We start from the raw sequence: 24,198 nt of genomic DNA on the forward strand, positions 1-24,198 counted from the left end.
CTATGAAAAAACATATAATCATTCCTTTACTAATTCTTGGTATTTCTTGTTCTAATTCCAATAAAAAAAATGATACTAAATCAATAAAATATAATGTATTGTCATCTATAATTGATAAATTTGGTCAAGCACAAATACCTCCTCCTTTTCCTGGAGAGAATATTAATTTCACCTCGCAACAACTAGATTCTATTAGAAATCAAAAACAAAAAATTGCGTTGTACCCAATATTTATTAAATCAAACGAAAATATAGATATAAAATATAAAAAAGATGATTTATTTAATCAGCTACTACAGAATTTAAAAAATATAGAAGATTCTTTAAAGATAGAGCCTAGTAAAATAAGAACAAAAATTCAGCATGATTTATCAATCTTAGATACTATAAAAAATAAAACCAATAAGCATTACATTAGCTATAATTATGATAAATTAATTAGCTTATCTCCTATAGTATTTAATAAAAACTATAATAAAGCTATTGTTCTAGTAGGAGTTAAAATAGGTTATCTTAATAGTGGTTCTTCCATTGTTTTTTTAGAGAAAAAAAATGGAACTTGGAGAATTGTATATTCAAAAGAATTTGAGGTTTCTTAAAAACAAATAGCTTGTTCTATTGATAGAGTCATGACCCCACAAGAATTTAATTGTGGGGTTTTTATAGATATATTAACGCAATATCAAAGACCTCTACAAAGCATTACAACTTAATACTACACAAATAGATTGGTTGATTGGGCATAGACAACAAGCTGAAGTTCTCAGTAACTTTTATAGTACAAATAACGATCAACAAGGCATCAATTTTGCCTGAGAAGCATTAAGTGTATTGATTAATGGAAGTAAGGTTGATTTTGATGATGAGGTGATATTAGATCGTAGTTTTGTAAATAATAAAGGGAAATGTGTTTTTGATTACATAAAACAAACTAATGGTTCATTATTTAGAAATACTATTCGTAATTTTATTGATAATAAAGAATATGATTTGAAAATGATTGTTGAACCTTTAAATGATGCTAATGAACTTTCAACTGCTATCACTAGTGACGATCAGATAAATCAAGGTATAATAAAAATTAAATTTAATTCTAAAATTGTTAATACAATTGATCCTCTAGAATGGGCAGCTACTATTCTACATGAAGGAATCCATGCTGAAATTTATAGATTTGTACATAAAAACGACCCAACTGTAAAACCTAGAGAAAGAGCTAGGGTACTACAATTATTCTTGCATTACAAAGATTCACAATGGAGCAATGAGGCACAACATATCCATATGACTGAAAAATATGTTACTCCAATAGCAAAGGCTTTAAGAGAATTAGATAAAAATCAGTATTCATTAGAGCATTATATACATTTCGCTTGGGAAGGGTTAATAAAACATGCTCCAAGCAACATTAAACCTTCCCAACAGCAATTATCAAAATGGGCTGAATTAGGAAGTAAGGTTTTAACCAAAAATAATATACCATGTCAATAACTAAGGTACTAGCAGGATTACTTGTTTGCATATTATTTTCTTGCAATTCAACAAGTACAACGAAGGATAAAAAAGAAATCAATTCTTTTGAAAAAGATAAATATCAAATAATGACTTTATTAATTGAAGAAATACCTCCTGGTCCGCCTCCGCCTCTGCCTCCGCCTGGAGTTTATACAAAAGATACTATTGCTTTTAATAAGTATAGAGACTCGATTTTTAAATTAGATATAACTATTGGAGTAATCGATAGCTTTATTCCCCATAATGATGATATATTCTATCATAATATAGAAAAAGAGTACCAAATTTTGATAGCAAAACTTAAACCTATTAAAGAAAATTATAATCATAAAATTAAGTTAGAGAAACTTCAAGTGAAGGATAATAGAAAACTCATCATGTTTAGTTCAACTGATAATACAAGACAACTTCTTCTTGATGATTCATTGGATTATGTAATATGTTTTTCTGAAATAATTTTAAATCCAAAAAAAAATAAAGCAATAGTTGTTTCATCAGGTTACCCTCACCCTAAAGGCGGTAGCTCTGTATTATATTTATTAAAAAAAGAGAATGGTAACTGGAAAATATTCAAACGAAAACTATTGAGTATATCTTGATTTGATATAATTATAAGACCGTCTATATTGTTTTAGGCGGTCTTTTTAATTAACAAATACCAACGTTACATTATATGGGATTTGGATGGAACGGTCTTAGAGCGTATGACTATCAAGGCATCTTATCTAAAGAAGAGGGTAAAAAGTTCTATCGTTTACAAGCAATAGTTAATGATAATACTAATTTTAACCCTAGTAACTGTAATTAATTATGAAACCTTTATTTTTTAGTTTTTGCACTCTATTTTTTATTTTTTCCTGTCATCAAGCAAGTAATGATAAAAAAGAAGAGGATACTTATAGAATTTTATCTTTATTGATTGATGAATTTGCTAAACCAGTTATATCACCTAGGGAAATATATAATTTAGAGCCATTTACAAAAGTGCAAATTGATTCAATTTTAAATCAAAATGAGAAAATAAGCATATTTCCAATACAAAAAAAACTTATCAAAAATTTTCTAAAAAAGAGAGGTTTAGCAAAGAGTTTAATGAATTATTAAATAAGTTAAGAGATTTAAAAGAAAGAAGAGAAATTGATCTATCCAAAATAAAAATTAACAGACCTTATCAATTATCCATTATTGATACATTAGCAATGAAAAATGATAGAAGGTATGTTGAAAAGAATTTTGATAAATTAATAAATTTTTCTCAAATATCTTTCAATCAGAATTACACAAAAGCGGTTTTAATAGTAGGTGTTAATATGGGGCCTTTAAATGGTTATACATCTTTAGTTTTTTTAGAAAAGATAAATGATGCGTGGCAAATAAAAGATATAGATACATTTTCTATTTCATAATTGACTAAGCTCAGCTCCATAAAGATCTCTTGACTTTATGGAGTTTTGTTTTTGATATTGTTTAATACTATTTTAACTATGAAAATAGTACTAAATTTAGAGAAGAATTAGGTTTTTTACTTGCTATAACTATTTTACATGAATATGTTCACTTCGCTGATACTAATTATGGGTTTAATTTTTGGAGCGATGCTTTTTTTGAAGATAGATTAGAGGAAAGTGAAGCTGGTATTCTTTTTGAAAAAGCAGTATTTGGAGAAACCGTTTGGCGATCAAATGTTGGAATAATTATGAGAAATTTTGGAAACTGGTAATATGAAAAAAGTTATTGTATTTTTAGTTGTAATAACACTTATTACAATCAATTGCAAAGGGCAAGAAAACAATTGTACTAATATAGGATTATATACTATTCTTTTTGAAGAAATGAAGTTGTACGAACGTAAAGCGGTAGAGATTAGAGTTGGTTATAAACCAACCAATTTTATTGTTAATTCTATTGACGAAATGAATATTTTTAATGATAAAGAAATGGAGCATTTTAACAATCTACCTAAAGATATCGATTACCTCTCTTGTGCTAAGTTTAAAAGACAAATAGAATTAATATTAAGTGATAACCTTATAAGAGCAAATGGCAGCTATAATAGCTATAAATTCTCTAAAGTAATATCTCTTTCAGATTCTAAAAAATGTATTCTTATGTATACTGTCTCCAAAAACAAAAAGTATAAAGGCGGTAAAATTATTGGTCATGAAATCATTTACATTTTTAACCTTATTGATGGTAAATGGGTTTTAGAAGATAGAAAAATCATCGCAACATACTAATCAATCCTAACAATATTATGTTCACATAAATAATAAAAAAACATCTCTCCTTTAGTACTCATATCGATATCATTTGTATATTTTTCTTTAAAACTTAGTTTATCTTTTTAATTATTTTTTTTGTAAAAAGTAAAATTTATAAAAATTATTAAAGCCCCTCTAATAGTAGTGTTACTACTTATTATTTTTTCTTGTTCATCAGATGATGATGATTCTGGAAACCAACAATACCCAATTTTAATTTCGTATAAGAAGATTGGAGATAACAATTTCAGTTTTTTTTAAAGATGGAAAAGAGTCTAAAGTAACAGACGCTATCCTAAGTAACTATACAGAATCTAGGACTTCTATTAAGACCTCTAAAATAGAAGCTGATAGTAAAAATGATTATTTTAAGTTTCTAAGTGATACCAAAGTAGAGGTTTCGGAAGAAGGTGACGTATTTAAAGTAGAGTATGTTTTTAAAGATGGTTTTTTATTCTTGACTTATGATAACCAAAAGTATCTTTATGGACAAGGAGATAAAACAGAATAGAGTATCGATATGCTTCAGCCATAGCAAATAAAGCAAACTCTTCTAGAGGTACTTTTACAGTGTATGAAGACGAAGATGATATTGATGATTTTCCTATGACTTTTGATAACTCAAAAGAATTCCATAGTTATAATTCTATAGAAGATATAACAGGAGACAATTATTTGTTTATCCATAATGTATCAATAGTATTTGAATAATAATCTCTAGAAACATAATTTTCAATCAACAACCTCGGAGCAAGCTCACAAGGTATGCTTCCGAAAAAATATTTTGTTTTTCAAGGCAAGCCTTGGCGAATTAATCCCTCATTGAGGGATTAAAAATAAACTGATTATGGCTTAAATCTGTATTCTACAGTAGAAGACCTAGTTCATTATGAAACTGCTCTAAACACTACCACTTTACTGAATTTTCTACTTTTTCTATAGTGATGGTATCCGACAATCAGATAAACACCGTCATTTATTATTTTCAAAAAAATCATCACTTAATTATATTACATAATTAGAATTGAAAAACTATAATCTATTAAAAACAATTCTGCAACATCTCTCTCCATCAAAATGTCTTTTAAAGAAAATACATCTATTACTTGATACTTATGAGCGAAATATTATCTAATAAAAACTGGTGGAATCAAAATTGGAAATGGGTACTTCCTACTACAGGAATACTATTTTGTATAATTATATTTTTTATGATAACAGGCAATGCTACGGCTAGATATGGTTCTATACTTGCGCAACCAGATCTTACTCAAAATGCGGTGATTATTGCTCAAAAAAATGATCAGGTTACCGAAAAACTAGGCAAATTATCTTCTATTAATTTTCTTAATCTAATAGAAGGAGAAGTTCAATACTCTAACAACAATTCCTCTGTTGCTGTATCTGTTAAAGTTGCTGGAACTAAAGGAAAAGCAAGTATGGATATTATAGCAAATAAAAAGGGAGAGGTCTGGGAATACAAAAAAATTACAATTAGAATTAAAAAACCTCAGAAAGAAACTATTAAGGTTTTAGAATAACACTAGTTCTTTCTTAAAATAGACAAAAAAAGATGTAAAATTTAATAAAATTTTACATCTTTTTTTATTTATAAAATAATTAGATTGTCACACTATGATTCTGGGGCTAGTTCTACCTCTAATCCATCTAACTCTGGTGTAATGGGAATTTGACAGCCTAATCTACTATTATCTTCTACATAAAATGCTTCTGCTAACATTAAATCTTCATCTTGCCCCATTTCTGGTAATTGATGATCTGATAAAACATAACATTGACAAGAGGCACACATCGCCATGCCACCACAGGTTCCTTCTACTGGTAGTTCATATGCTTTACAAACTTCCATTAAATTCATTGCCATATCTGTAGGGGCCAATACTTCGTGTATTTCTCCTTCTCTATCTTTTATCTTTATGGTAATGTCTGACATAATCTTATCTTAAATCTTATAAAAATCCTCGCAAATATATCTAAAGTGAATTATATTATTTGCGAGGAAAATCATTTTTCAAATACTTTTTTATGCGTATATCACCAAAATCAATTTAGTGAATAGCCTAAATATATTTTAGTTATTATACTATAGATTTTACTACTTCTTTTTTAGCTTCTTTTTTGGTTCCATCAAATCCTTCTACTCCACCAACTGTTGTATATTTCATTACATACTTCTTATCTGGGTGTATTCTTTGATATGCACTCTGACACATTAATGTCGCTTCATGAAAACCAGAAAGGATTAGCTTTAATTTTCCTCTATAGGTATTAACATCTCCTATTGCATAAATACCAGGAATATTAGTCTGATAATCATAAGAATTATCTACCTTAATTGCATTTTTTTCGATCTCTAATCCCCAATCTCCTATCGGACCTAATTTTGGTGACAAACCAAATAACGGAATAAAATAATCCGTATCCTGAACGATATCTCCTTTAGTTTTATGCTTAATTCCAATAGAAGTTAAATGGTCATCTCCATGTAGTTCTTTTACTTCTGCTTCTGTAATTAGATTTATTTTTCCTAATTTAGAAAGTTCTGCTACTTTTTCTACAGAATCTAAGGCTCCTCTAAATTCGTTTCGTCTGTGTACTAATGTTACTTCGCTAGCTACATCTGCCAAAAATATAGACCAATCCAGAGCAGAGTCTCCTCCTCCTGCAATTACTACTCGTTTATCTCTGTATACTTCTGGATCACGAATAATATATGCTACTCCTTTATCTTCAAAATTTACAATATTAGGAATAGGTGGTTTTCTTGGTTCAAAAGATCCTAATCCTCCTGCTATTGCTACTACTGGTGCATTATGTTTTGTTCCTTTATTGGTAGTTACCACAAATGTATCATCCTCTAATTTTTCAATAGTATCTGCTCTTTCTCCTAAGGTAAACCCTGGTTCAAAGGGCTTAATTTGCTCCATTAGGTTATCTACTAAATCTCCCGCTAAAACCTCTGGAAATCCTGGGATATCATAAATTGGTTTTTTAGGATATATTTCTGAACACTGCCCACCTGGCTGTGGTAATGCATCGATAAGATGCGTCTTTAACTTCAGTAATCCTGCTTCAAAAACAGTAAATAATCCTGTTGGTCCTGCTCCGATTATTAAAATATCAGTCTTGATCATTTTTCAACTTCTTTTTTCCTATTAATCCTTTAGTAAATTCGTTTAGTGTTTCCACTTTTTCTTCGAAATCACCTTTTATTGTTCTTCTATATTTATTTAAATTCTTAACTAAATCATCAATATTTTCTGGAATTACTTCTTCAAAAAACTGACGTAATCGTTTGGCTGTAGTTGGCGACTGACCGTTAGTCGAAATTGCTACTTTTACATTGCCTTTGGTTACAATACCTCCCATATAAAAATCACAGTATGGTGGATTATCTGCTACATTAACCAGCTTACTTCGTTTCCTACAATCTTTATACACTTGTATATTGATTTTAGGAACATCAGTAGTAGCAATCACAATATGTTTTCTTTTTAGAAACTTCTTGTGATATTTTTTATGTATCATTTCTATCCCAAATTGTTTTGCCAATTCGATAGTCCCTTTTCTATACATTGGTGATACTATCGTTACTTTAGCATCTGGACTAGATTTTAATAAGAACGTTAGTTTTTCTTCGGCTACATTTCCTCCTCCTACGATTAGTATTTCGAGGTTTTTAACTTTTAAAAAAACCGGGTATAAATTATTTCTTTTCTCCATTTGCATAGCCCCTTAATCTATTAAGACACAATTTCTTCCTGAACATCATTATAAATCGAATATAATTTAACTCTCTGATTTACAACCTCCCCTATAACTATAATTGCTGGAGAGGATAATTTTTCTTCTACAACTATTTGCTCAATAGTTTCTATAGTTCCAAATCCAAATTGCTCTTTTTCGGTGGTTCCATTTTGAATAATTGCTACCGAAACATCTTGCTTATTTTCTGCAGCAAAGATACTAACTATTTCATTTAATTTACTCATTCCCATTAAAATCACTACTGTAGCATTAGACTGTGCTGCCCATCGAATATCTTGCGATAATTTATGAGATTTTGTTGTCCCTGTGATTACCCAAAAACTTTCTGAGGCTCCTCTTTTTGTTAGTGGTATCCCTTGGTATGCAGGTACTGCTAATGACGAGGATATCCCAGGAATCATATCTGTTTTTATCCCGAATTGCTGAACATAATCTATCTCTTCTGCTCCACGACCAAAAATAAATGGGTCTCCTCCTTTTAATCGAACGACATGTCCATAACTCTTGGCGCTACCTACAATTAACTCATTTATCTGTTCTTGCTGATATGCATAACACCCCTTGCGCTTACCTACAAATATTTTTTCTGCATTTGGAGCATAGTCCAATAAAGTTTCATTAATAAGAGCATCATATAACACCACATCTGCAGATTTTAAAGCTTTGATAGCTTTAAGCGTAATCAGGTCTGGATCTCCAGGTCCTGCTCCTACTACTGTTAATTTTGGTGTTTTAGTATTCATTATGCTTTTTCTAATTCTACAGCTCTAAATTCTTGTACTTTTACTAAGAATTGTTCTGCACTTTTAATGTAATCTACTGCAAAAGTCTTACTAGGTGGATTTTTCTGAAGTTGATATATTAAATCTGCAAAAGTACCTTCTAATTGTATTTTTCCACTTGCCACAAATTCTTCATCAAACTGACTGATAATTGTTGCATGATTGTTTGTCTTTTTCTTTTCTGATAACAATAATGCTTTTGCAGAGTTTACTAAAGAGCTATATGCATGGTATACTGCATCAGAATACACTTCATTATCAAAAGAAATTTTAGCATTCTCTATTTTTTCTTCACTTTCTAAGAATAGTGTCGCGATTAAATCAATAACTACTCCGGCACATTCTCCTACTCCAATTGCTTTTACATATTCTTCTTGTGTCCCCCAGTCAATAAAGTCTTCTTGGGTAAGACTATCTACATTGGACAGATCTGTAAGAAAATCATAAAAATATTTTTCTCCTTTCTCGGCATAATAGTCTACAAAAAGTTTTCCTTCTGCATTTGCTTCATAATCATCTAAAATTCTACGTAGTGCTTCTGGTCCTCTTCTACTTGGTATTTTTACTACTTTGTCTGCAAAACGACCATTACCATTTCCTAGGTTTCCGCCTCCTAATAACACTTGTAGTGCTGGAGCCACTAATTTATCTTTAGTACGTACAGACATTCCTTGGAAACCGATATTAGCCATATTATGTTGTCCACAAGCGTTCATACATCCACTAATCTTAATTACTAGATCTTCTTTTTCTAGATATTGAGGATATTCTGTTTTAATTACTCGTTCTAGTTCTTCTGCAATACCTGTACTACTTGCTATTCCTAGGTTACAAGTATCTGTTCCTGGACATGCTGTAATATCTACTGCTTTATTATAACCTGATGTTACAAATCCTAGTGTTTCTAATTCTTGATAGAAAAAAGGAATTAAGTCTTCTTTTACAAAAGGGATTAAAATATTCTGACGTAGGGATAAACGAATTTCTCCTGCAGCATATTTTTCTACTAAATCTGCTAATAATCTTGCTTTATCAGTATAAAAATCTCCTAATAACACTTTGATACCTATAGCTACATATCCTTTTTGTTTCTGAGGAACTACATTAGTTGATTTCCATAGGTCAAAGGCTTTTTGGTTTGTAATCGTTACCTCTGGCGCTTCAACTGTTACAGGAATAGAAACAGGATAGTTGTCTACATCAATAGCAACTGTTTTTTGTAGTATTGCGTTTTGTTCTGCTTCTACTAGTTCTTTAAAAGCTTCTAATCCGATATCTTTTATTAAGAATTTCATTCGAGCTTTAGCTCTACTTTTACGCTCCCCATGGCGATCAAATATTCTTAATACTCCTTCCATTAAAGGAATAATCTTATCTGTTGGTAAAAAGTTATATAACTCATCTGCATGTCTTGGCTGAGAACCTAGTCCTCCTCCTAACATTACTTTAAACCCGCGTACTCCATTTTCGATTTTAGCAATAAAGCCTAAATCATGCATATACGATAGCCCTGTATCTTCTTCTGTTCCGGAAAAGGATACTTTAAACTTACGCCCCATTTCCTGACAGATTGGATTTCTTAAAAAGAAACGGAATAATGCATCTGCATATGGAGATACATCAAAAGGCTCTTTTGGATCAACCCCTGCTGTTTCTGATGCCGTTACATTACGAACGGTATTACCACAGGCTTCTCTTAGTGTTACATCATCTTTTTCTAACTCTGCCCATAGTTCTGGAGTTCTATTTAAATCTACATAATGAATCTGAATATCCTGACGAGTTGTAATATGTAAACGTCCTCTAGAATATTCATCAGACACCTCACAGATACGTCTTAACTGATTACTAAGTACTTTACCGTATGGTAGTTTAATACGTATCATCTGCACTCCTTCTTGACGCTGACCGTATACACCACGAGCCAATCGAAGACTACGAAATTTCTCTTCATCAATCTTACCGTTATGGAATTGTTCTATTTTATTAGCTAACTCTATAACGTCTTTTTGAACAATCGGGTTTTCTATTTCTGTTCTAAAACTTTGCATCTTTTTTTTCGTATTTCAATCCTTAAAAAAGGACATAATTATGACTTTTGTGTGATGTTTTATGTACTTAAAATTTCTGTTCTTTTTTCTTTTTTTCAAAAGAAAAGTGCTCTATCCTATCACTCTATAAAGCCTACTCCAGAAGTATTATTAGTTTGTGAATCTATTAGTATAAATGATCCTGAAGCTTTATTCTTACTATAAGAATCAATCGCTAAAGGTTTACTTAATTGTATCTGTACTTTTCCTATTTCATTTAAGCTTAGTGTACTCTTAGAAGTATCTTCTCCAGAAAAATCAGTTGCTACTGTACCACTGATACTTTTAATTTTTGCCAAAACTCTACTACTACCACTTTGTATAAAGTAATTTGTTCCAGGATGTAGATTTTTGCTATCCATCCAACATACTGTAGCTGTCAATTGTTTTTCTACTCTTGGTTTTTCTGATGATTTTACAATCATATCACCACGGCTTACATTTACATCATCTTCTAATGTAATAGTGCAAGAACTTCCTCTACCCGCTGTATCAAATTTTTGATCAAAGAAATAAATTTCTTTTACTTTTGATGTTGTTAGTGATGGTAAAATAGTTACTTCATCTCCTACAGAGAGGTCTCCTCCATATAGTTTCCCTGCGTATCCTCTAAAATCATGAAATTCATCTTTTTTAGGTCGAATTACAGTCTGAATAGGAAAACGAACTTCTGCTTTTTCATATACATCTTGGGCATCTAATTCTTCTAAGTGCTCTAATAATGTTTGACCAGTATACCAAGGTGTATTTTTTGATTTATCTACTACATTATCTCCTTGCAATGCACTTACAGGAATAAATGTTATGTTCTGCTCTTTATAATCGCTCTTTTCTATTAATGTTTCAAAATCAGTTTTAATAGCTTCATATTTTTCTTGAGAAAAATCTACTAAATCCATTTTATTAACAGCTACAATTACATCTTTTACTCTTAGCAAGTTATTGATAAAGAAATGACGGTATGTTTGCTCTATCACTCCTTTACGAGCGTCTACCAAAATAATGGAAGCTTGTGAAGTGGATGCTCCTGTTACCATATTTCTGGTATACTCGATATGCCCTGGAGTATCTGCTATAATATAGCTTTTTGTTTTTGTAGAAAAATAAATATGAGCAACATCAATCGTAATTCCTTGTTCTCGCTCTGCTACTAATCCATCGGTTGCTAATGAAAAATCTAAATAGTCAAATCCATTCGCTTTACTTCTGGTTTCAATAGCTTCTAATTTATCTGTAGTCAATGATTTTGTATCATATAGAATACGACCTATTAGGGTACTTTTACCATCATCTACACTTCCTGCTGTTGCTATTTTTAATACGTCCATCTTATTTTGGTTGATGGTTGATAGTTAGTTGTAATCTTATAACTTATAATAATTACATTATAACACTATCACCAATTATGTTGATTTTTTATTTACACTTTTACTAATTATCAGTAAACTAATAAGTAGTTCCTAATTTTAGAAATATCCTTGTTGTTTTCGTTTTTCCATTGCAGCTTCGGATCGTTTATCATCGATACGAGCTCCTCTTTCTGAGATTGTTGATTCTCTAATTTCTGATACTACTTTATCAATGGTAATGGCATCAGAAAGCACTGCTGCTGTACACGACATATCTCCTACAGTACGAAAACGCACTAATCGTTCTTCTACTACCTCATCATCTTCTCTATATACTACTCCATCTTCTGCTGACCATATCATACCATCTCTAACAAATGTTTTGCGTTTATGTGCAAAGTATATTGATGGAATTTCTATATTTTCTTTCTCGATATAGCTCCATACGTCTAATTCTGTCCAGTTACTAATTGGAAACACACGTACATTCTGACCTAAATCTATTTTTCCATTAAGGTGATCAAACAATTCTGGTCTTTGATTTTTCTCATCCCATTGACCAAAATCATCTCTTACAGAGAATATACGTTCTTTTGCTCTTGCTTTCTCTTCATCTCTACGAGCTCCGCCTATAGCTGCATCAAATTTAAATTCTTCTAATGCATCCAGAAGTGTTGTAGTCTGCAAGCTGTTACGACTAGCATATTTTCCTTTTTCTTCTACCACCTTACCTTGATCGATAGAATCCTGAACATTACGAACAATTAATTCTACACCTAGTTCTTTTACTAAACGATCTCTAAATTCTATGGTTTCAGGAAAATTATGACCTGTATCTATATGTAATAATGGAAAAGGTATTTTTCCTGGATAAAATGCTTTCTGCGCTAGTCTTACTAATGTAATAGAGTCTTTTCCTCCTGAAAAAAGTAGCACTGGTTTTTCGAATTGTGCAACTACTTCACGAAAAATATAAATTGCTTCGCTCTCCAAAGGGTTTACCGTTAGTCTTTTTGTATCCACGACTTGTTCTTTTATATTTTCAATCACTTCCATCTAATTTCTATGCTATTACGTTTTTGATACTATTTTTTTCTAAATAGTGAATTAATTTGTATGCAATCCACATTCTCTATTTTCTAATACTTTAGTAGGGTCAAAATACTTAAATTCATTTGGCAACTTATGTGCTTCTAAATACGTATCTAACTCAGCATCACTATAATAATAAAATGGGCTTACTTTTAAAACTCCATCTTTTCCCATACTTAAAATATCTAATGAATTTCTCAATGCAGTCTGACCTTTTCTTAGGTTAGTAAACCATACGTCTGGAGTAAAATCAGCCATTGCTCTTTTAAAGGGCTCTAATTTTACCTGCTCTGTAAATATCTTATGTCTAGGATCATCTACATCAGGAATCCCCATAACAACATCTCTATGTGATGCTGTTTGTTTAGGAACATATAATTGAACATTTAGTGTTAATAGTTCAATCACTTCTTCTGCGTGTCTATATGTATTAGGGGTATTATAGCCAGAGTCACACCATATAACAGGAATATCAGATAATGCTTTAGCACATACATCTAAAATAGCTGCTTCATATGGTCTAAAATTAGTTGTTACTACAGGAGTTTTAGCATTAGAAATTGCCCACTGAACAACTTCTAAAGGTGTTTTCTCTTTTAATGATTCATTTAAACTTTCTATTTCTTTTTCTGTAAAACTCATAATCAATACTTCTTTTTTAGTACAGCAATTACTTTCCCCATTTAATACGATTCCAAATTCTCTCATGAAAAAAATAAAGAATCATTTTTGTTACAAAATCAACAGATGCAATTGAAGTTGCAAGAACTATTTCACTAGTGAGAATATAGGATACAATTAATGTATCTAAAGTACCTATAACCCTCCAACTCACAGCTTTTACAATACTACGTACTGGCTTTTCTGAAGTTTTATCATCCTGATACGTTGTTTTCTCTGTAGCTACTTTATCTAATATCATTTGACTTATAATCGTTTTTTACAAAATCTATTACCCTATCGGATTAGTAGATTATTGCACAAATGTATGGATAATATTCTAATTTAAAATAGAAAAGTAAAAAAAATCCTCTTAAAATAGACATGAATTATGATATACCTAACAAAACCCTAGTAATTTGGTAGATTATTAAGGCAATTCACTAATTACTAAATGATTTACTAAAAAAATCGGTTTTAATTTCTTTCCTACTACATCAAAAAAATTAAACCAAGTACAATAATCTAAAAAAAGTAAAAGACATTTAATTCACAGTTTGCAAGATGACAGTTAAGGAAGTAACAGAGATGAATATCCAAATAGAAATAGCAAGTACTAATGGTCTTATTCCTACTGTTTTTAATGATTGAAATGTAAGACTTGAGCCTATTAGAAATAGTGTTAATGTTAAAGCTACTTTGGCCAATTTTACAATATATGGCGATAAAGGTTGTATTGCTGGCACATACGTATTTACAATAATAGCAACAATAAAAACTCCTATAAAGTATGGGATTTTAATTTTTTTTGCATTTCCTTTAAAAACTATCGCAAAAATTAAAGAAACAGGCAAAATCCATAATGCTCTTGCTAATTTTACAGTAGTGGCAATTTCTAATGATTTACTACCATAAACATCTGCTACTCCAACTACAGAGCTTGTATCATGTATTGCAATAGCACTCCATATACCAAACTGATTTTGAGTAAGATCAAACAAATGTCCTATTGTAGGAAATACAAATAACGCAATAGAGTTTAACAAAAATACAATACCTATAGATACAGATATCTGTTTAGAATCTGCTTTAATGATCGGAGAAATTGCCGCAATAGCACTACCTCCACATATTGCAGTCCCTGAAGAAATTAGCTGGGTTATTTTTTTATCTATACCTAGTAATTTTCCTAAAAACATTCCTAAAGTAAGTGTTAGTCCAATAGAAGTCATCGTAAACAAAAAGCCACTTTTACCGGCTTCAAAAGCGCTATGGGCACTCATCCCAAAACCAAGCCCAACTACCGCTATTTTTAACAACCACTTTATAGCTTTATAACTTATATCACTAAAAGGATTATCCATTATCTGAGCTACAATTATACCAATTGCTAAAGCTACTGGGGAAGAAACAAAAGGAGTTGAACAAAAAACTGCTATACAAATAAATAGTATTTTTGAAATTGAGAAATGTTTCCCAAATAACGTTACTTTTTTATGGTTCTTTAATTTCATTACAAGGATTTGATTCTTCAATTGATAGCATATTTATCACTATATAAATATACCTTGTACTCCTCCATAAATCAAATAACAAAATAACATCTATTATAACGATATGTTATAATGATTTTGTAAGAATTTTAAAAATAAAGCTGATAGTGATGAATGGTGCCCTTGTCTAAAAATGTAATAAAATGTTCGTTCTATTGAAAAGTTATTTATATCGATAATCCCTAATTCTCCTGATTTCAATTCTTTAAGAATAGTATTAATACTCAAAAAAGCAACACTATTATTATCATTAATATAAGATTTAATACTTTCTGAGCTTCCTAGCCTCATTTGTATATTCAAATCAGTTTTAAAAATATTTTTTTTTCGTAATGCCTCTATAATAGTTTCGAGTGTTCCTGAGCCCTCTTCTCTTAGCACAAAGGGCATTTTACTTAAAAAATCTAGATGTATACTATTCGTATTAAAAAGAGGATGCCCTTTAGCTACCACTAATACAATTTCATCTTTTAGGAAGGGATGGTACGAAATTTCCCTATTTTTAGATTTCCCTTCAATAAAACCTAATTCCACATCAACATCAAGAATTGATTGCTCTACACTCTCAGTATTAGCATTCATTAACGTTACTTTTACTTTTGGGTGTTTTTTATGAAACTTAGCTAAAACCTCAGGTAGTATATATTGCGCTACGGTTGTACTTGCTGCTATTCGAAGAATTCCTTCAGTTTTATTTATGAGTTCATTCATTTCATATTGTAGAACTTTATAATGTTCAAAAATTTCTTTAGAATGTGCTAATAAAACTTTTCCTGCTTTTGTTAGACTAATACTATTCCCTTGCCGTTCAAATAATTTTTGATTAAAATGTTCTTCAATTTGTTTGATATGCCGTGTAACTGCTGGCTGTGTGATATGAAGTTCTTCTCCCGCTTTAGAAAAAGATAAACGATTAGCTACTGTATAAAAAACGTGTAATTTATAATCAAACATTGTATTTGTATAAAAATAGAGCTAAAAAAAGAGAATACCTACATTTATGTTAACTTGCCTTTTGCACCTAACATCAACTCTTTATGAAATTACTCGTTAAAACCATTTTACATAAGAACTGATATAAAAGGGTAATTATTGTATAAATGATAAATGGTATGCTATTTTTAGTTTGTTATTAAGACTAAAAACAGCATACCATTTTAAAACTATACCCTCTTATTCTACAAAACCTACTCCTGATGTAGCATTGGTTTGTGCATCTATAAGTATGAATGATCCCGAAGCTTTATTTTTACTATATGAGTCAATGGCTAAAGGTTTACTTAATTGTATTTTCACCCTACCTATTTCATTTAAATCTAATTTATTTTTAGAAATATCTTTTTCTGAAAAATCTGTAGCAATACTGCCTTCAATGTGTTTTATCTTAGATAATACACAAGCGCTTCCGCTCTGCACATAATAGCTTGAATCAGGCGTAAGACTAGAACCATCCATCCAACATACAGTAGCCTCTAATTGCTTTTCTAAACGTGGCTTTTCTGAGGATTTCACTAGCATATCTCCCCGACTTACATTAACATCATTTTCTAAAGTTATCACACAAGAACTTCCTCTTCCAACAGTTTCAAATTTTTGATCAAAAAAGTAAATTTCTTTTATTTTTGATACTGTTAATGAGGGAACTATCGTAACCTCATCGCCAACAGAAAAGTCTCCTCCATACAACTTACCTGCATATCCTCTAAAATCATGAAATTCAGTTTTTTTTGGTCTAATCACTGTTTGTACAGGAAAACGTGCTTGAGATTTTTCATATACATCTTGTGCATCCAACTCTTCGAGATGCTGTAATAATGTTTGACCAGTATACCATGGTGTATTTTCTGACTGATTAACAACATTATCTCCTTGTAATGCACTTACAGGAATAAAAGTTATATGCTGTTCTTTATAACTACTTTTACCTATCAATGACTGAAAATCTGCCTTTATTTCTTCATATACTGATTCAGAAAAATCAACCAAATCCATTTTATTAATGGCTACAATCACATCTTTAATTCTCAACAAATTATTAATAAAAAAATGACGATATGTTTGTTCTATAACTCCTTTACGAGCATCTACTAAGATAATAGAAGCTTGTGAGGTAGAAGCACCTGTAACCATATTCCTAGTATACTCTACATGCCCTGGGGTATCTGCTATAATATAACTTTTTGTTTTGGTCGAGAAATAAATATGGGCTACATCAATAGTAATTCCCTGTTCTCGTTCTGCTACTAGTCCATCTGTGGCTAGTGAGAAATCTAAATAATCAAATCCATTTGCTTTACTTCTGGTTTCAATTGCTTCTAATTTATCTGTTGTTAATGATTTCGTATCATATAGAATACGCCCGATTAGGGTACTTTTACCATCATCTACACTTCCTGCTGTTGCTATTTTTAATACATCCATATTATTTTGACTAATGGCTGATAGTAATCTTATAATTTATAAAAATTACGCTATGATACACTATCGCCGATTATTTTGATTTTATATATATTTTTACTAATCATTAAAGAATAATCAACTGTCAGCTAGTAACAGGTTACTAACCTTAGAAATACCCCTGTTGTTTACGTTTTTCCATTGCAGCTTCAGATCGTTTATCATCGATACGAGCTCCTCGCTCTGAGATTGTTGATTCTCTAATTTCTGATACTACTTTATCAATAGTAATGGCATTAGAAAGTACTGCTGCTGTACATGACATATCTCCTACAGTACGGAAACGAACCATTCTTTCCTCTACAAGTTCCTCTTCTTCTCTATGAACAATTGCATCTTCGGCAGACCAAATCATACCATCTCTAACAAATGTCTTACGCTTATGGGCAAAATATATTGATGGTATCTCGATATTCTCTTTTTGGATGTAACTCCATACATCTAATTCTGTCCAGTTACTAATTGGAAATACTCGTACATTCTGACCTAAATCTATTTTTCCATTAAGATGATCAAACAATTCTGGTCTTTGATTTTTCTCATCCCATTGACCAAAATCATCTCTAACTGAAAATATCCGTTCTTTAGCTCTTGCTTTTTCCTCGTCTCTACGAGCTCCTCCGATAGCAGCATCGAATTTAAACTCTTCTAAAGCATCCAAAAGAGTTGTAGTTTGCAAGCTATTACGGCTGGCATATCGACCTTTTTCTTCTACTACTTTTCCTTGATCGATAGAATCTTGCACATTACGAACAATAAGTTCTACACCTAATTCTTGTGCTAATCGATCTCTAAATTCTATTGTTTCAGGAAAATTATGCCCTGTATCAATATGCAATAATGGAAAAGGAATTTTACCTGGGTAAAATGCTTTTTCTGCTAATCGCACTAATGTGATAGAATCTTTTCCTCCTGAGAAAAGAAGTACTGGTTTATCAAATTGAGCTACAACTTCTCTAAAAATATAAATCGCTTCACTTTCTAAATGACCGACTTCTATTTTCTGTAGACAAGAAGAATCCTCAATACTGGGAACAATTTTATTTTCTAATACTTCCATTTTATTTTTTTTTAGTAATTCAATAATTTGTTTCTTTTAATAGAAACAGGCTAATCTACATGCAATCCACATTCTCTATTTCCTAATACTTTTGTTGGATCAAAATACTTAAACTCATTTGGCAATTTATTCTCTTCTAAATACACATCTAATTCTTCATCACTATAATAATAAAACGGACTTACTTTTAATATTCCATTTTTATCAAGGCTCAAAATATCCAATGAATCTCTATGAGAAGTTTGCCCTTTTCTTAGGTTTGTAAACCATACATCTGGTGTAAAGTCTGCCATTGCTCTTTTAAATGGCTCTAATTTTACCTGCTCTGTAAACACAACATGTTTTGGGTCGTTAATATCCGGAATTCCTAATACCACATCTCTATGAGCAGCAGTTTGTTTAGGCACATATAATTGTATATTTAACTTTAATTGTTGGATTACTTTTTCTGCATGGCGATAAGTGCTCGATGTATTATACCCAGAGTCGCACCAAATTACAGGAATATCTTTGTTTATCGCTACGCAAACCTGCAAAATAGCAGCTTCATAGGGTCTGAAATTTGTTGTCACTACTGGAGTTTTAGCATTTGACATTGCCCATTCTATTATACTTAATGGCGTTTTTCTTCTTAGCTCTTCATTAAGAATAGCTATTTTATCTTCTGTGAAATTCATTTTTAAGAAAGTTCTTTTCTATGTGTTTTTAGTAAAATTCTCCTAATTTTATTATTAAATTAGGCACTATATCAACAAAGACTATTATTAAACTTTAAGAATAATTATCCATATTGCTAATTATCTTGCCCATTTTATACGATTCCAAACACGTTCATGAAAGAAATATAGAATCATTTTTGTTATAAAATCAATTGATGCTATGGAGGTAGCTACAGCTATTTCGTTTGTTAATATATAAGAGACAATAAGTGTATCTACTGTTCCTACTATTCTCCAACTTACTGCTTTTACAATACTACGTATCGGTTTTTCTGACAACTTATCATTTTCATAGGTTGTTCTTTTTGAGGCTAATTTATACAATACCATTGATCTAAATACTTTATAAAAATTAAATAAATATTTACTGATTGTAATTCTATAGAATTGTTATTATCATGTGTAACACATCTTAAAGGTATAGAAAATCTAAGCACACCTATTCTCTTACTATACAACTTTATGAAATAACTAACAGTAACTAAGAAATAGGCAAAAATTATCATAAAAAAGAATGATAATTCTTACAAAAAATCAAGTAAAAATTATGATATATATAACATTTTACACACAACAATGAATAATTATCACCAAAACCTTTTTTTATCAAACAAATACGCAATTAATCAATAAAGGTCTAGCATTAAATAATACTAGACCTTGTTATATATATCGATATAATTTTTATAAAAACACTCTTCTTTTTATGAGGATAACCTAAATTTATTTTATCTTAAGAATTAAAATTATTAACTCATTAGTATATATTTTTATCACAAAACTACTTTACCTCCTATTTATTAAAATAAGATTTCTCTACATTTTTAATTATATTTTTTCCAAAGCTTGTGCTATATCCTCAATTATATCATCTACATGTTCTAAACCTACAGAACATCGTACCATCCCATCTGTAATCCCTACAACTAATTTATCATCATTTGCCAATTTACTATGTGTTGTTGAAGCTGGATGCGTGATTATCGTCCGAGTATCTCCTAAATTAGCTGACAAAGAACACATCTCTACACTATCAAAAAAAGTTTTACCTCCTTCTACTCCTCCTTTTACTTCGAATGCGATAATATTACCACCAAGCTTCATTTGTTTTTTAGCTACGTCATATTGTGGGTGAGATGCTAAAAATGGATACTTAACCCAATTTACTTTGGGATGTGATTCTAAAAACTCTGCTAACTTTAAAGCATTTTCGCAATGACGATCCACTCTAACAGCTAAAGTTTCTAAACTCTTAGACAACACCCATGCATTAAATGGAGATAATGAAGGACCTGTATTACGAGAAAACAGATAAATTTCTCTTATTAATTCTTTTTTACCTACAGTTACACCTCCTAATACTCTTCCTTGACCATCGATTAATTTGGTTGCTGAATGAATTACTAAATCTGCTCCAAATTTAATTGGTGTTTGTAAATACGGAGTTGCAAAGCAATTATCAATAATCAAAAGAAGATTATGTTTTTTTGCTATTTTTCCTAACAACTCTAAATCTAGCACATCAACACCTGGGTTTGTTGGAGATTCTGCATATATGATTTTAGTATTAGATTGTATTAAACTTTCTACTTTTTCTACTTCATCTACTTTAAAATAACTAGTCTCAATATTCCATTTAGGTAAATACTTAGTAAATAATGTATGTGTAGACCCAAATACAGATCTTGCTGAGACAATATGATCTCCTGCATCTAATAATGCTGCAAATGTAGAAAATACAGCTGCCATACCTGTTGCAAATGCATATCCATCTTCTGCTCCTTCTAATTTACACATTTTATCTACAAACTCTGTTGTATTAGGATTACTAAAACGACTGTATAAATTTCGCTCTTTTTCTTCTGCAAAAGCTGCTCTCATTTCTTCAGAGTCTTCAAAAACAAAACCCGACGTTAAATATAATGGTGTCGAATGCTCTAAAAACTGTGTTTTCTCTGTTTGCGTTCGTACTGCTTGTGTTTCAAAATTTGTACTATCTAAACTCATACTTCTTGATTATTAACAACTACTTTATACGCTATTGTTGCGGTAGGTTCTAAGGTTTTGGACACTGAACAATATTTCTCAAATGATAATTGAGCTGCTCTCTTTGCTTTTTCTGGAGCAATATTTCCTTCTAGGTATACGGTAACGGTAATATTTTTAAAAGGTTTTGCTCCATCAATCTCTTCTCGAACACCATCAACCTCTGCTCTATAATCCGTAATTTCTTGTCGTTGTTTCTTTAAAATAGAAATCACATCAATAGCACTACAACCCGCTACCCCCATCAATACATATTCCATTGGGCTTGGTGCAAGATCATGCCCTCCAACTTTAGCTGTGCTATCTATATGAGTTACATGTCCTCTTTCGTTTTTTAACTCGAAATGGTAATCACTATCTATTCTTTTGAGTTGTATTTTCATATTGTGTCTATATTTATTTTTTTATCCTTTTTCTGCTAATCGAAGTATATCTCCAAATACTCCTCTCGCTGTTACAGCAGCTCCTGCTCCTGCTCCTTGAATTACGATAGGCTGATCTCCATACGATTCTGTATAAATCTCAAAAATTGAGTCGGAACCTTTCACTTGTCCTAACGCACTACTCTGAGGGACCGAGACTAATTTTACATCTAGATTTCCTTTTTCCTGAGATAGATCTCCCCAAAGATCACCAATATATCGCAATACATGATCAGGTTTTTGCTCTTCTTTAATTTTTTGATAAACACTATCTAATTCTTTTAACCTTCCTAAAAATTCTTTAGCCTCTCCTGCTCTTAATTCTTCAGGAATTAAATTATGAATCTTAATATCATCAAACTCGTTACTTAGATCTAATTCTCTAGCTAAAATTAACAATTTTCGACCTACATCATTTCCACAGAGATCTTCTCTTGGATCTGGTTCTGTAAAACCATTATCAATAGCCTCTTGTAAAACTTCGCTAAACAGTCGTTTTTCTATAGAGAACGTATTAAATAAATAACTTAATGATCCCGAGAACACTCCTTTTATCCTTGTTATATTCTCTCCTGATAAGTGTAATAACTTAATGGTATCTATTAATGGCAGACCAGCACCTACATTAGTTTCGTACAAATATTGTTTTTGATTCTCTTCTAATTTAACTCTCAGTTCTTTATAAAAATCAAAACTTAATGTATTTGCTACTTTATTAGAAGACACCAAGTCAAAACCATGCGCTACTAAATGTATATAATGCTTAGTAAAATCCTGGCTTGCTGTATTATCAATAGCTATTAAGTTTTCTAAATGGTGTTTATCTGCAAACTGTATAATATCATCAATCGTATATGAAACTCCATGTTCTACAATCTCACTTTCCCAGTTTTGATCTATTCCGGTTTGATCAAAAAGTACTTTCTTAGAGTTTGCTACAGCAAAAATATTAATTGCTATTTTTTTTCGTTTTTCAATCTGATTAGACGATTTTAAAATCTGATTTATCAAAGTACCTCCTACCAATCCATGACCAAATATAGCTACATTGATTTTTTTTGCAATTTCAAAAATTTCTCCATGAATTACATTTAACGCTCGATGTAATTGCTCTTTACGCACCACCAAACTCACATTTTTACCCGTAACGGTGTTATTAAACAATAAAGGAATTACTTGATTCTTTATTAATGCATTGTATGGTTTATGAAACGTACTTAAATCCTGACCTATAATAGAGATTACAGATACATTCTCTTCTATAGTTATACCACTTACATCGCGCTTATAGAAGTCGGACTCAAACTCTTGTTCTAATACAGACTTAGCTTCTTTTGCTTTATCCGCTTCGACAACAAAACCTATTCCTCGCTCTGATGAGCCTTGTGAGATTATACTAACACTGATATTCTTATGAGCTAATGCTCTAAATATCCTTGCATCCACTCCTACTTTACCTAAGAGTCCTCTTCCTTCGAGATTTATCAGTGCCACATGCTCTAATACAGATAGCGATTTTATTCCTTTTTCACTAGCCTCTGCAGTTATTAGAGTTCCTTTATTTTTATAATTAAATGTATTTAAAATCCTAAGTGGAATATTTTTCTCTATCAGAGGTATAATTGTTTTAGCATGTAAAATATTGGCTCCAAAATACGCTAATTCATTTGCCTCTGTAAATGATAATTTTTCGATTTTTTGGGCATCAGGTACTAAATCTGGGTTAGCAGTATAAATCCCATTTACATGAGTGAAGTTTTGCAGTTCTTCAGCCTCTAAATAGTTTGCTAGTAATGAAGCCGTATAATTACTCCCATTTCTACCTAAAGTCGTTGTCTCATTCTTAGTATTAGATGCAATAAAACCTGTAACTATATTTACTGTAGTGCCATTATATTCTTGAAAATGATTAATAACATTCTCTTTTGATAATTTATCTAACGGCTGTGCATCTCCAAACTGATCATCAGTAATGATAAGATCTCTACTATCAGTAAATTTAGCATTGATATTTTTTCCTTTGAGAATTTGTGTTACCAATTTTGCAGAAACAACCTCTCCCTGCGACAATACTTGATCTTTTATTCTCTTACTATAATCTCCCAAAAGAGAAACACCTTCAAAAAGTTTATCTAATGTTTCGAACTCTCTTGAAAAATCAATATCTAAAAAATCAGCTTTTTGATACTCTTTAAAAGATTCAAACTCTTTTTGATAACTTTGATTTTTTACTGCTTTTTCAAGAATCTCTTCGAGCTCATTAGTGGTATTCCCTCTTGCAGAAAGCACAACTGTAATTTTCTCTCCATTCTTCACTTTATCCTCGATAATATCGATAACTGTATGAATTCCTTTTCCGTTAGCTAATGATTTTCCTCCAAATTTTAAAACTTTCATTTTTTT

28 protein-coding genes are annotated in these 24,198 nt (G+C 30.9%); 10 read left to right on the forward strand and 18 right to left on the reverse strand.

The features are described from left to right. The first annotated feature begins 2 nt into the window (after positions 1 to 2). The 10 genes from N456_RS09370 to N456_RS09405 all read left to right on the forward strand — a co-directional run bounded on the left by N456_RS09370 (position 3) and on the right by N456_RS09405 (position 5,317). On the forward strand, positions 3 to 599 hold the full coding sequence (locus tag N456_RS09370; protein ID WP_062056221.1) for a hypothetical protein: 597 nt from the start codon (positions 3 to 5) through the stop codon (positions 597 to 599). Between the two features lie 232 nt (positions 600 to 831). Further along, positions 832 to 1,491, forward strand: coding sequence for a hypothetical protein (locus N456_RS09375; protein ID WP_062056223.1), 660 nt, complete (start codon positions 832 to 834; stop codon positions 1,489 to 1,491). Beyond that, entirely contained in the window at positions 1,482 to 2,114 is a 633-nt protein-coding gene (locus N456_RS09380) for a hypothetical protein (RefSeq protein WP_062056225.1), read from the forward strand. Before N456_RS09375 ends, N456_RS09380 begins: the two co-directional genes overlap by 10 nt. Positions 2,115 to 2,188: 74 nt before the next feature. Beyond that, positions 2,189 to 2,323, forward strand: a complete 135-nt coding sequence (locus N456_RS25145) for a hypothetical protein (RefSeq protein WP_262482826.1) — start codon at positions 2,189 to 2,191, stop codon at positions 2,321 to 2,323. A gap of 2 nt (positions 2,324 to 2,325) precedes the next feature. Further along, on the forward strand, positions 2,326 to 2,619 hold the full coding sequence (locus N456_RS09385; RefSeq protein WP_062056227.1) for a hypothetical protein: 294 nt from the start codon (positions 2,326 to 2,328) through the stop codon (positions 2,617 to 2,619). Between the two features lie 95 nt (positions 2,620 to 2,714). Beyond that, entirely contained in the window at positions 2,715 to 2,921 is a 207-nt protein-coding gene (locus tag N456_RS09390) for a hypothetical protein (protein ID WP_062056229.1), read from the forward strand. A gap of 315 nt (positions 2,922 to 3,236) precedes the next feature. Beyond that, complete coding sequence (locus N456_RS09395) at positions 3,237 to 3,752, forward strand: hypothetical protein (RefSeq protein ID WP_062056231.1); 516 nt, start codon at positions 3,237 to 3,239, stop codon at positions 3,750 to 3,752. A 256-nt stretch (positions 3,753 to 4,008) separates the two neighbouring features. Further along, positions 4,009 to 4,287 (forward strand): hypothetical protein, encoded by a 279-nt coding sequence (locus N456_RS09400; protein ID WP_062056233.1) that lies wholly within the window; start codon positions 4,009 to 4,011, stop codon positions 4,285 to 4,287. 59 nt (positions 4,288 to 4,346) lie between these two features. Continuing rightward, positions 4,347 to 4,487, forward strand: a complete 141-nt coding sequence (locus N456_RS24405) for a hypothetical protein (RefSeq protein ID WP_158447868.1) — start codon at positions 4,347 to 4,349, stop codon at positions 4,485 to 4,487. A 404-nt stretch (positions 4,488 to 4,891) separates the two neighbouring features. Further along, positions 4,892 to 5,317 (forward strand): cytochrome c oxidase assembly factor Coa1 family protein, encoded by a 426-nt coding sequence (locus N456_RS09405; protein ID WP_062056235.1) that lies wholly within the window; start codon positions 4,892 to 4,894, stop codon positions 5,315 to 5,317. Positions 5,318 to 5,409: 92 nt separating this feature from the next. Here the strand turns inward: N456_RS09405 and N456_RS09410 are convergent, their stop codons facing one another. The 18 genes from N456_RS09410 to thrA all read right to left on the reverse strand — a co-directional run bounded on the left by N456_RS09410 (position 5,410) and on the right by thrA (position 24,192). Beyond that, positions 5,410 to 5,730, reverse strand: coding sequence for a 2Fe-2S iron-sulfur cluster-binding protein (locus N456_RS09410; protein WP_062056237.1), 321 nt, complete (start codon positions 5,728 to 5,730; stop codon positions 5,410 to 5,412). A gap of 145 nt (positions 5,731 to 5,875) precedes the next feature. Continuing rightward, on the reverse strand, positions 5,876 to 6,931 hold the full coding sequence (locus tag N456_RS09415; protein WP_062056239.1) for an NAD(P)/FAD-dependent oxidoreductase: 1,056 nt from the start codon (positions 6,929 to 6,931) through the stop codon (positions 5,876 to 5,878). Further along, positions 6,918 to 7,526 carry a precorrin-2 dehydrogenase/sirohydrochlorin ferrochelatase family protein gene (locus N456_RS09420; RefSeq protein ID WP_082422495.1) on the reverse strand — a complete coding sequence of 203 codons (609 nt, stop codon included), beginning with the start codon at positions 7,524 to 7,526 and terminating at the stop codon, positions 6,918 to 6,920. Before N456_RS09420 ends, N456_RS09415 begins: the two co-directional genes overlap by 14 nt. 14 nt (positions 7,527 to 7,540) lie before the next feature. Continuing rightward, positions 7,541 to 8,308 carry a uroporphyrinogen-III C-methyltransferase gene (gene cobA, locus N456_RS09425; protein ID WP_062056241.1) on the reverse strand — a complete coding sequence of 256 codons (768 nt, stop codon included), beginning with the start codon at positions 8,306 to 8,308 and terminating at the stop codon, positions 7,541 to 7,543. After that, complete coding sequence (locus N456_RS09430; protein ID WP_062056243.1) at positions 8,308 to 10,398, reverse strand: HEPN domain-containing protein; 2,091 nt, start codon at positions 10,396 to 10,398, stop codon at positions 8,308 to 8,310. The genes cobA and N456_RS09430 overlap by 1 nt, the downstream gene beginning before the upstream one ends. A 119-nt stretch (positions 10,399 to 10,517) precedes the next feature. Next, complete coding sequence (locus N456_RS09435; RefSeq protein WP_062056245.1) at positions 10,518 to 11,765, reverse strand: sulfate adenylyltransferase subunit 1; 1,248 nt, start codon at positions 11,763 to 11,765, stop codon at positions 10,518 to 10,520. Between the two features lie 138 nt (positions 11,766 to 11,903). Next, complete coding sequence (cysD, locus tag N456_RS09440; RefSeq protein WP_062056247.1) at positions 11,904 to 12,842, reverse strand: sulfate adenylyltransferase subunit CysD; 939 nt, start codon at positions 12,840 to 12,842, stop codon at positions 11,904 to 11,906. Positions 12,843 to 12,893: 51 nt separating this feature from the next. Then, entirely contained in the window at positions 12,894 to 13,520 is a 627-nt protein-coding gene (locus tag N456_RS09445; RefSeq protein WP_062057444.1) for a phosphoadenosine phosphosulfate reductase domain-containing protein, read from the reverse strand. Between the two features lie 28 nt (positions 13,521 to 13,548). Beyond that, positions 13,549 to 13,800 (reverse strand): DUF2061 domain-containing protein, encoded by a 252-nt coding sequence (locus N456_RS09450; protein WP_062056249.1) that lies wholly within the window; start codon positions 13,798 to 13,800, stop codon positions 13,549 to 13,551. Positions 13,801 to 14,083: 283 nt separating this feature from the next. Beyond that, positions 14,084 to 15,052 carry a YeiH family protein gene (locus N456_RS09455; protein WP_062056251.1) on the reverse strand — a complete coding sequence of 323 codons (969 nt, stop codon included), beginning with the start codon at positions 15,050 to 15,052 and terminating at the stop codon, positions 14,084 to 14,086. A gap of 93 nt (positions 15,053 to 15,145) precedes the next feature. After that, entirely contained in the window at positions 15,146 to 16,045 is a 900-nt protein-coding gene (locus N456_RS09460) for a LysR family transcriptional regulator (RefSeq protein ID WP_062056253.1), read from the reverse strand. 219 nt (positions 16,046 to 16,264) lie between these two features. Continuing rightward, positions 16,265 to 17,512, reverse strand: a complete 1,248-nt coding sequence (locus N456_RS09465) for a sulfate adenylyltransferase subunit 1 (protein WP_062056255.1) — start codon at positions 17,510 to 17,512, stop codon at positions 16,265 to 16,267. Between the two features lie 145 nt (positions 17,513 to 17,657). Further along, entirely contained in the window at positions 17,658 to 18,608 is a 951-nt protein-coding gene (gene cysD, locus N456_RS09470; RefSeq protein ID WP_062056258.1) for a sulfate adenylyltransferase subunit CysD, read from the reverse strand. Between the two features lie 50 nt (positions 18,609 to 18,658). Then, a complete protein-coding gene (locus N456_RS09475; RefSeq protein WP_062056260.1) occupies positions 18,659 to 19,285 on the reverse strand; it encodes a phosphoadenosine phosphosulfate reductase domain-containing protein in 627 nt (208 codons plus the stop codon). Positions 19,286 to 19,405: 120 nt separating this feature from the next. Then, on the reverse strand, positions 19,406 to 19,657 hold the full coding sequence (locus tag N456_RS09480; RefSeq protein WP_062056262.1) for a DUF2061 domain-containing protein: 252 nt from the start codon (positions 19,655 to 19,657) through the stop codon (positions 19,406 to 19,408). A gap of 498 nt (positions 19,658 to 20,155) precedes the next feature. Beyond that, positions 20,156 to 21,334, reverse strand: a complete 1,179-nt coding sequence (locus N456_RS09485) for a trans-sulfuration enzyme family protein (RefSeq protein ID WP_062056264.1) — start codon at positions 21,332 to 21,334, stop codon at positions 20,156 to 20,158. Then, positions 21,331 to 21,756, reverse strand: a complete 426-nt coding sequence (locus tag N456_RS09490; RefSeq protein ID WP_062056266.1) for an OsmC family protein — start codon at positions 21,754 to 21,756, stop codon at positions 21,331 to 21,333. The genes N456_RS09485 and N456_RS09490 overlap by 4 nt, the downstream gene beginning before the upstream one ends. 21 nt (positions 21,757 to 21,777) lie before the next feature. Beyond that, on the reverse strand, positions 21,778 to 24,192 hold the full coding sequence (gene thrA, locus N456_RS09495; protein WP_062056268.1) for a bifunctional aspartate kinase/homoserine dehydrogenase I: 2,415 nt from the start codon (positions 24,190 to 24,192) through the stop codon (positions 21,778 to 21,780). Positions 24,193 to 24,198: the final 6 nt, after the last annotated feature.

The organism is Aquimarina longa SW024 (genome assembly GCF_001401755.1).
In the GTDB taxonomy this organism is placed as follows: Bacteria; Bacteroidota; Bacteroidia; order Flavobacteriales; family Flavobacteriaceae; genus Aquimarina; species Aquimarina longa.

Coding starts and splice junctions, on each gene's coding strand:
- N456_RS09370 (WP_062056221.1), top strand. CDS start 3: ATGAAAAAACATATAATCATTCCTTTACTAATTCTTGGTATTTCTTGT.
- N456_RS09380 (WP_062056225.1), top strand. CDS start 1,482: ATGTCAATAACTAAGGTACTAGCAGGATTACTTGTTTGCATATTATTT.
- N456_RS25145 (WP_262482826.1), top strand. CDS start 2,189: ATGGGATTTGGATGGAACGGTCTTAGAGCGTATGACTATCAAGGCATC.
- N456_RS09385 (WP_062056227.1), top strand. CDS start 2,326: ATGAAACCTTTATTTTTTAGTTTTTGCACTCTATTTTTTATTTTTTCC.
- N456_RS09390 (WP_062056229.1), top strand. CDS start 2,715: ATGAAAAATGATAGAAGGTATGTTGAAAAGAATTTTGATAAATTAATA.
- N456_RS09395 (WP_062056231.1), top strand. CDS start 3,237: ATGAAAAAAGTTATTGTATTTTTAGTTGTAATAACACTTATTACAATC.
- N456_RS09405 (WP_062056235.1), top strand. CDS start 4,892: ATGAGCGAAATATTATCTAATAAAAACTGGTGGAATCAAAATTGGAAA.
- N456_RS09410 (WP_062056237.1), bottom strand. CDS start 5,730: ATGTCAGACATTACCATAAAGATAAAAGATAGAGAAGGAGAAATACAC.
- N456_RS09415 (WP_062056239.1), bottom strand. CDS start 6,931: ATGATCAAGACTGATATTTTAATAATCGGAGCAGGACCAACAGGATTA.
- N456_RS09420 (WP_082422495.1), bottom strand. CDS start 7,526: ATGCAAATGGAGAAAAGAAATAATTTATACCCGGTTTTTTTAAAAGTT.
- cobA (WP_062056241.1), bottom strand. CDS start 8,308: ATGAATACTAAAACACCAAAATTAACAGTAGTAGGAGCAGGACCTGGA.
- N456_RS09430 (WP_062056243.1), bottom strand. CDS start 10,398: ATGCAAAGTTTTAGAACAGAAATAGAAAACCCGATTGTTCAAAAAGAC.
- N456_RS09435 (WP_062056245.1), bottom strand. CDS start 11,765: ATGGACGTATTAAAAATAGCAACAGCAGGAAGTGTAGATGATGGTAAA.
- cysD (WP_062056247.1), bottom strand. CDS start 12,842: ATGGAAGTGATTGAAAATATAAAAGAACAAGTCGTGGATACAAAAAGA.
- N456_RS09445 (WP_062057444.1), bottom strand. CDS start 13,520: ATGAGTTTTACAGAAAAAGAAATAGAAAGTTTAAATGAATCATTAAAA.
- N456_RS09450 (WP_062056249.1), bottom strand. CDS start 13,800: ATGATATTAGATAAAGTAGCTACAGAGAAAACAACGTATCAGGATGAT.
- N456_RS09455 (WP_062056251.1), bottom strand. CDS start 15,052: ATGAAATTAAAGAACCATAAAAAAGTAACGTTATTTGGGAAACATTTC.
- N456_RS09460 (WP_062056253.1), bottom strand. CDS start 16,045: ATGTTTGATTATAAATTACACGTTTTTTATACAGTAGCTAATCGTTTA.
- N456_RS09465 (WP_062056255.1), bottom strand. CDS start 17,512: ATGGATGTATTAAAAATAGCAACAGCAGGAAGTGTAGATGATGGTAAA.
- cysD (WP_062056258.1), bottom strand. CDS start 18,608: ATGGAAGTATTAGAAAATAAAATTGTTCCCAGTATTGAGGATTCTTCT.
- N456_RS09475 (WP_062056260.1), bottom strand. CDS start 19,285: ATGAATTTCACAGAAGATAAAATAGCTATTCTTAATGAAGAGCTAAGA.
- N456_RS09480 (WP_062056262.1), bottom strand. CDS start 19,657: ATGGTATTGTATAAATTAGCCTCAAAAAGAACAACCTATGAAAATGAT.
- N456_RS09485 (WP_062056264.1), bottom strand. CDS start 21,334: ATGAGTTTAGATAGTACAAATTTTGAAACACAAGCAGTACGAACGCAA.
- N456_RS09490 (WP_062056266.1), bottom strand. CDS start 21,756: ATGAAAATACAACTCAAAAGAATAGATAGTGATTACCATTTCGAGTTA.
- thrA (WP_062056268.1), bottom strand. CDS start 24,192: ATGAAAGTTTTAAAATTTGGAGGAAAATCATTAGCTAACGGAAAAGGA.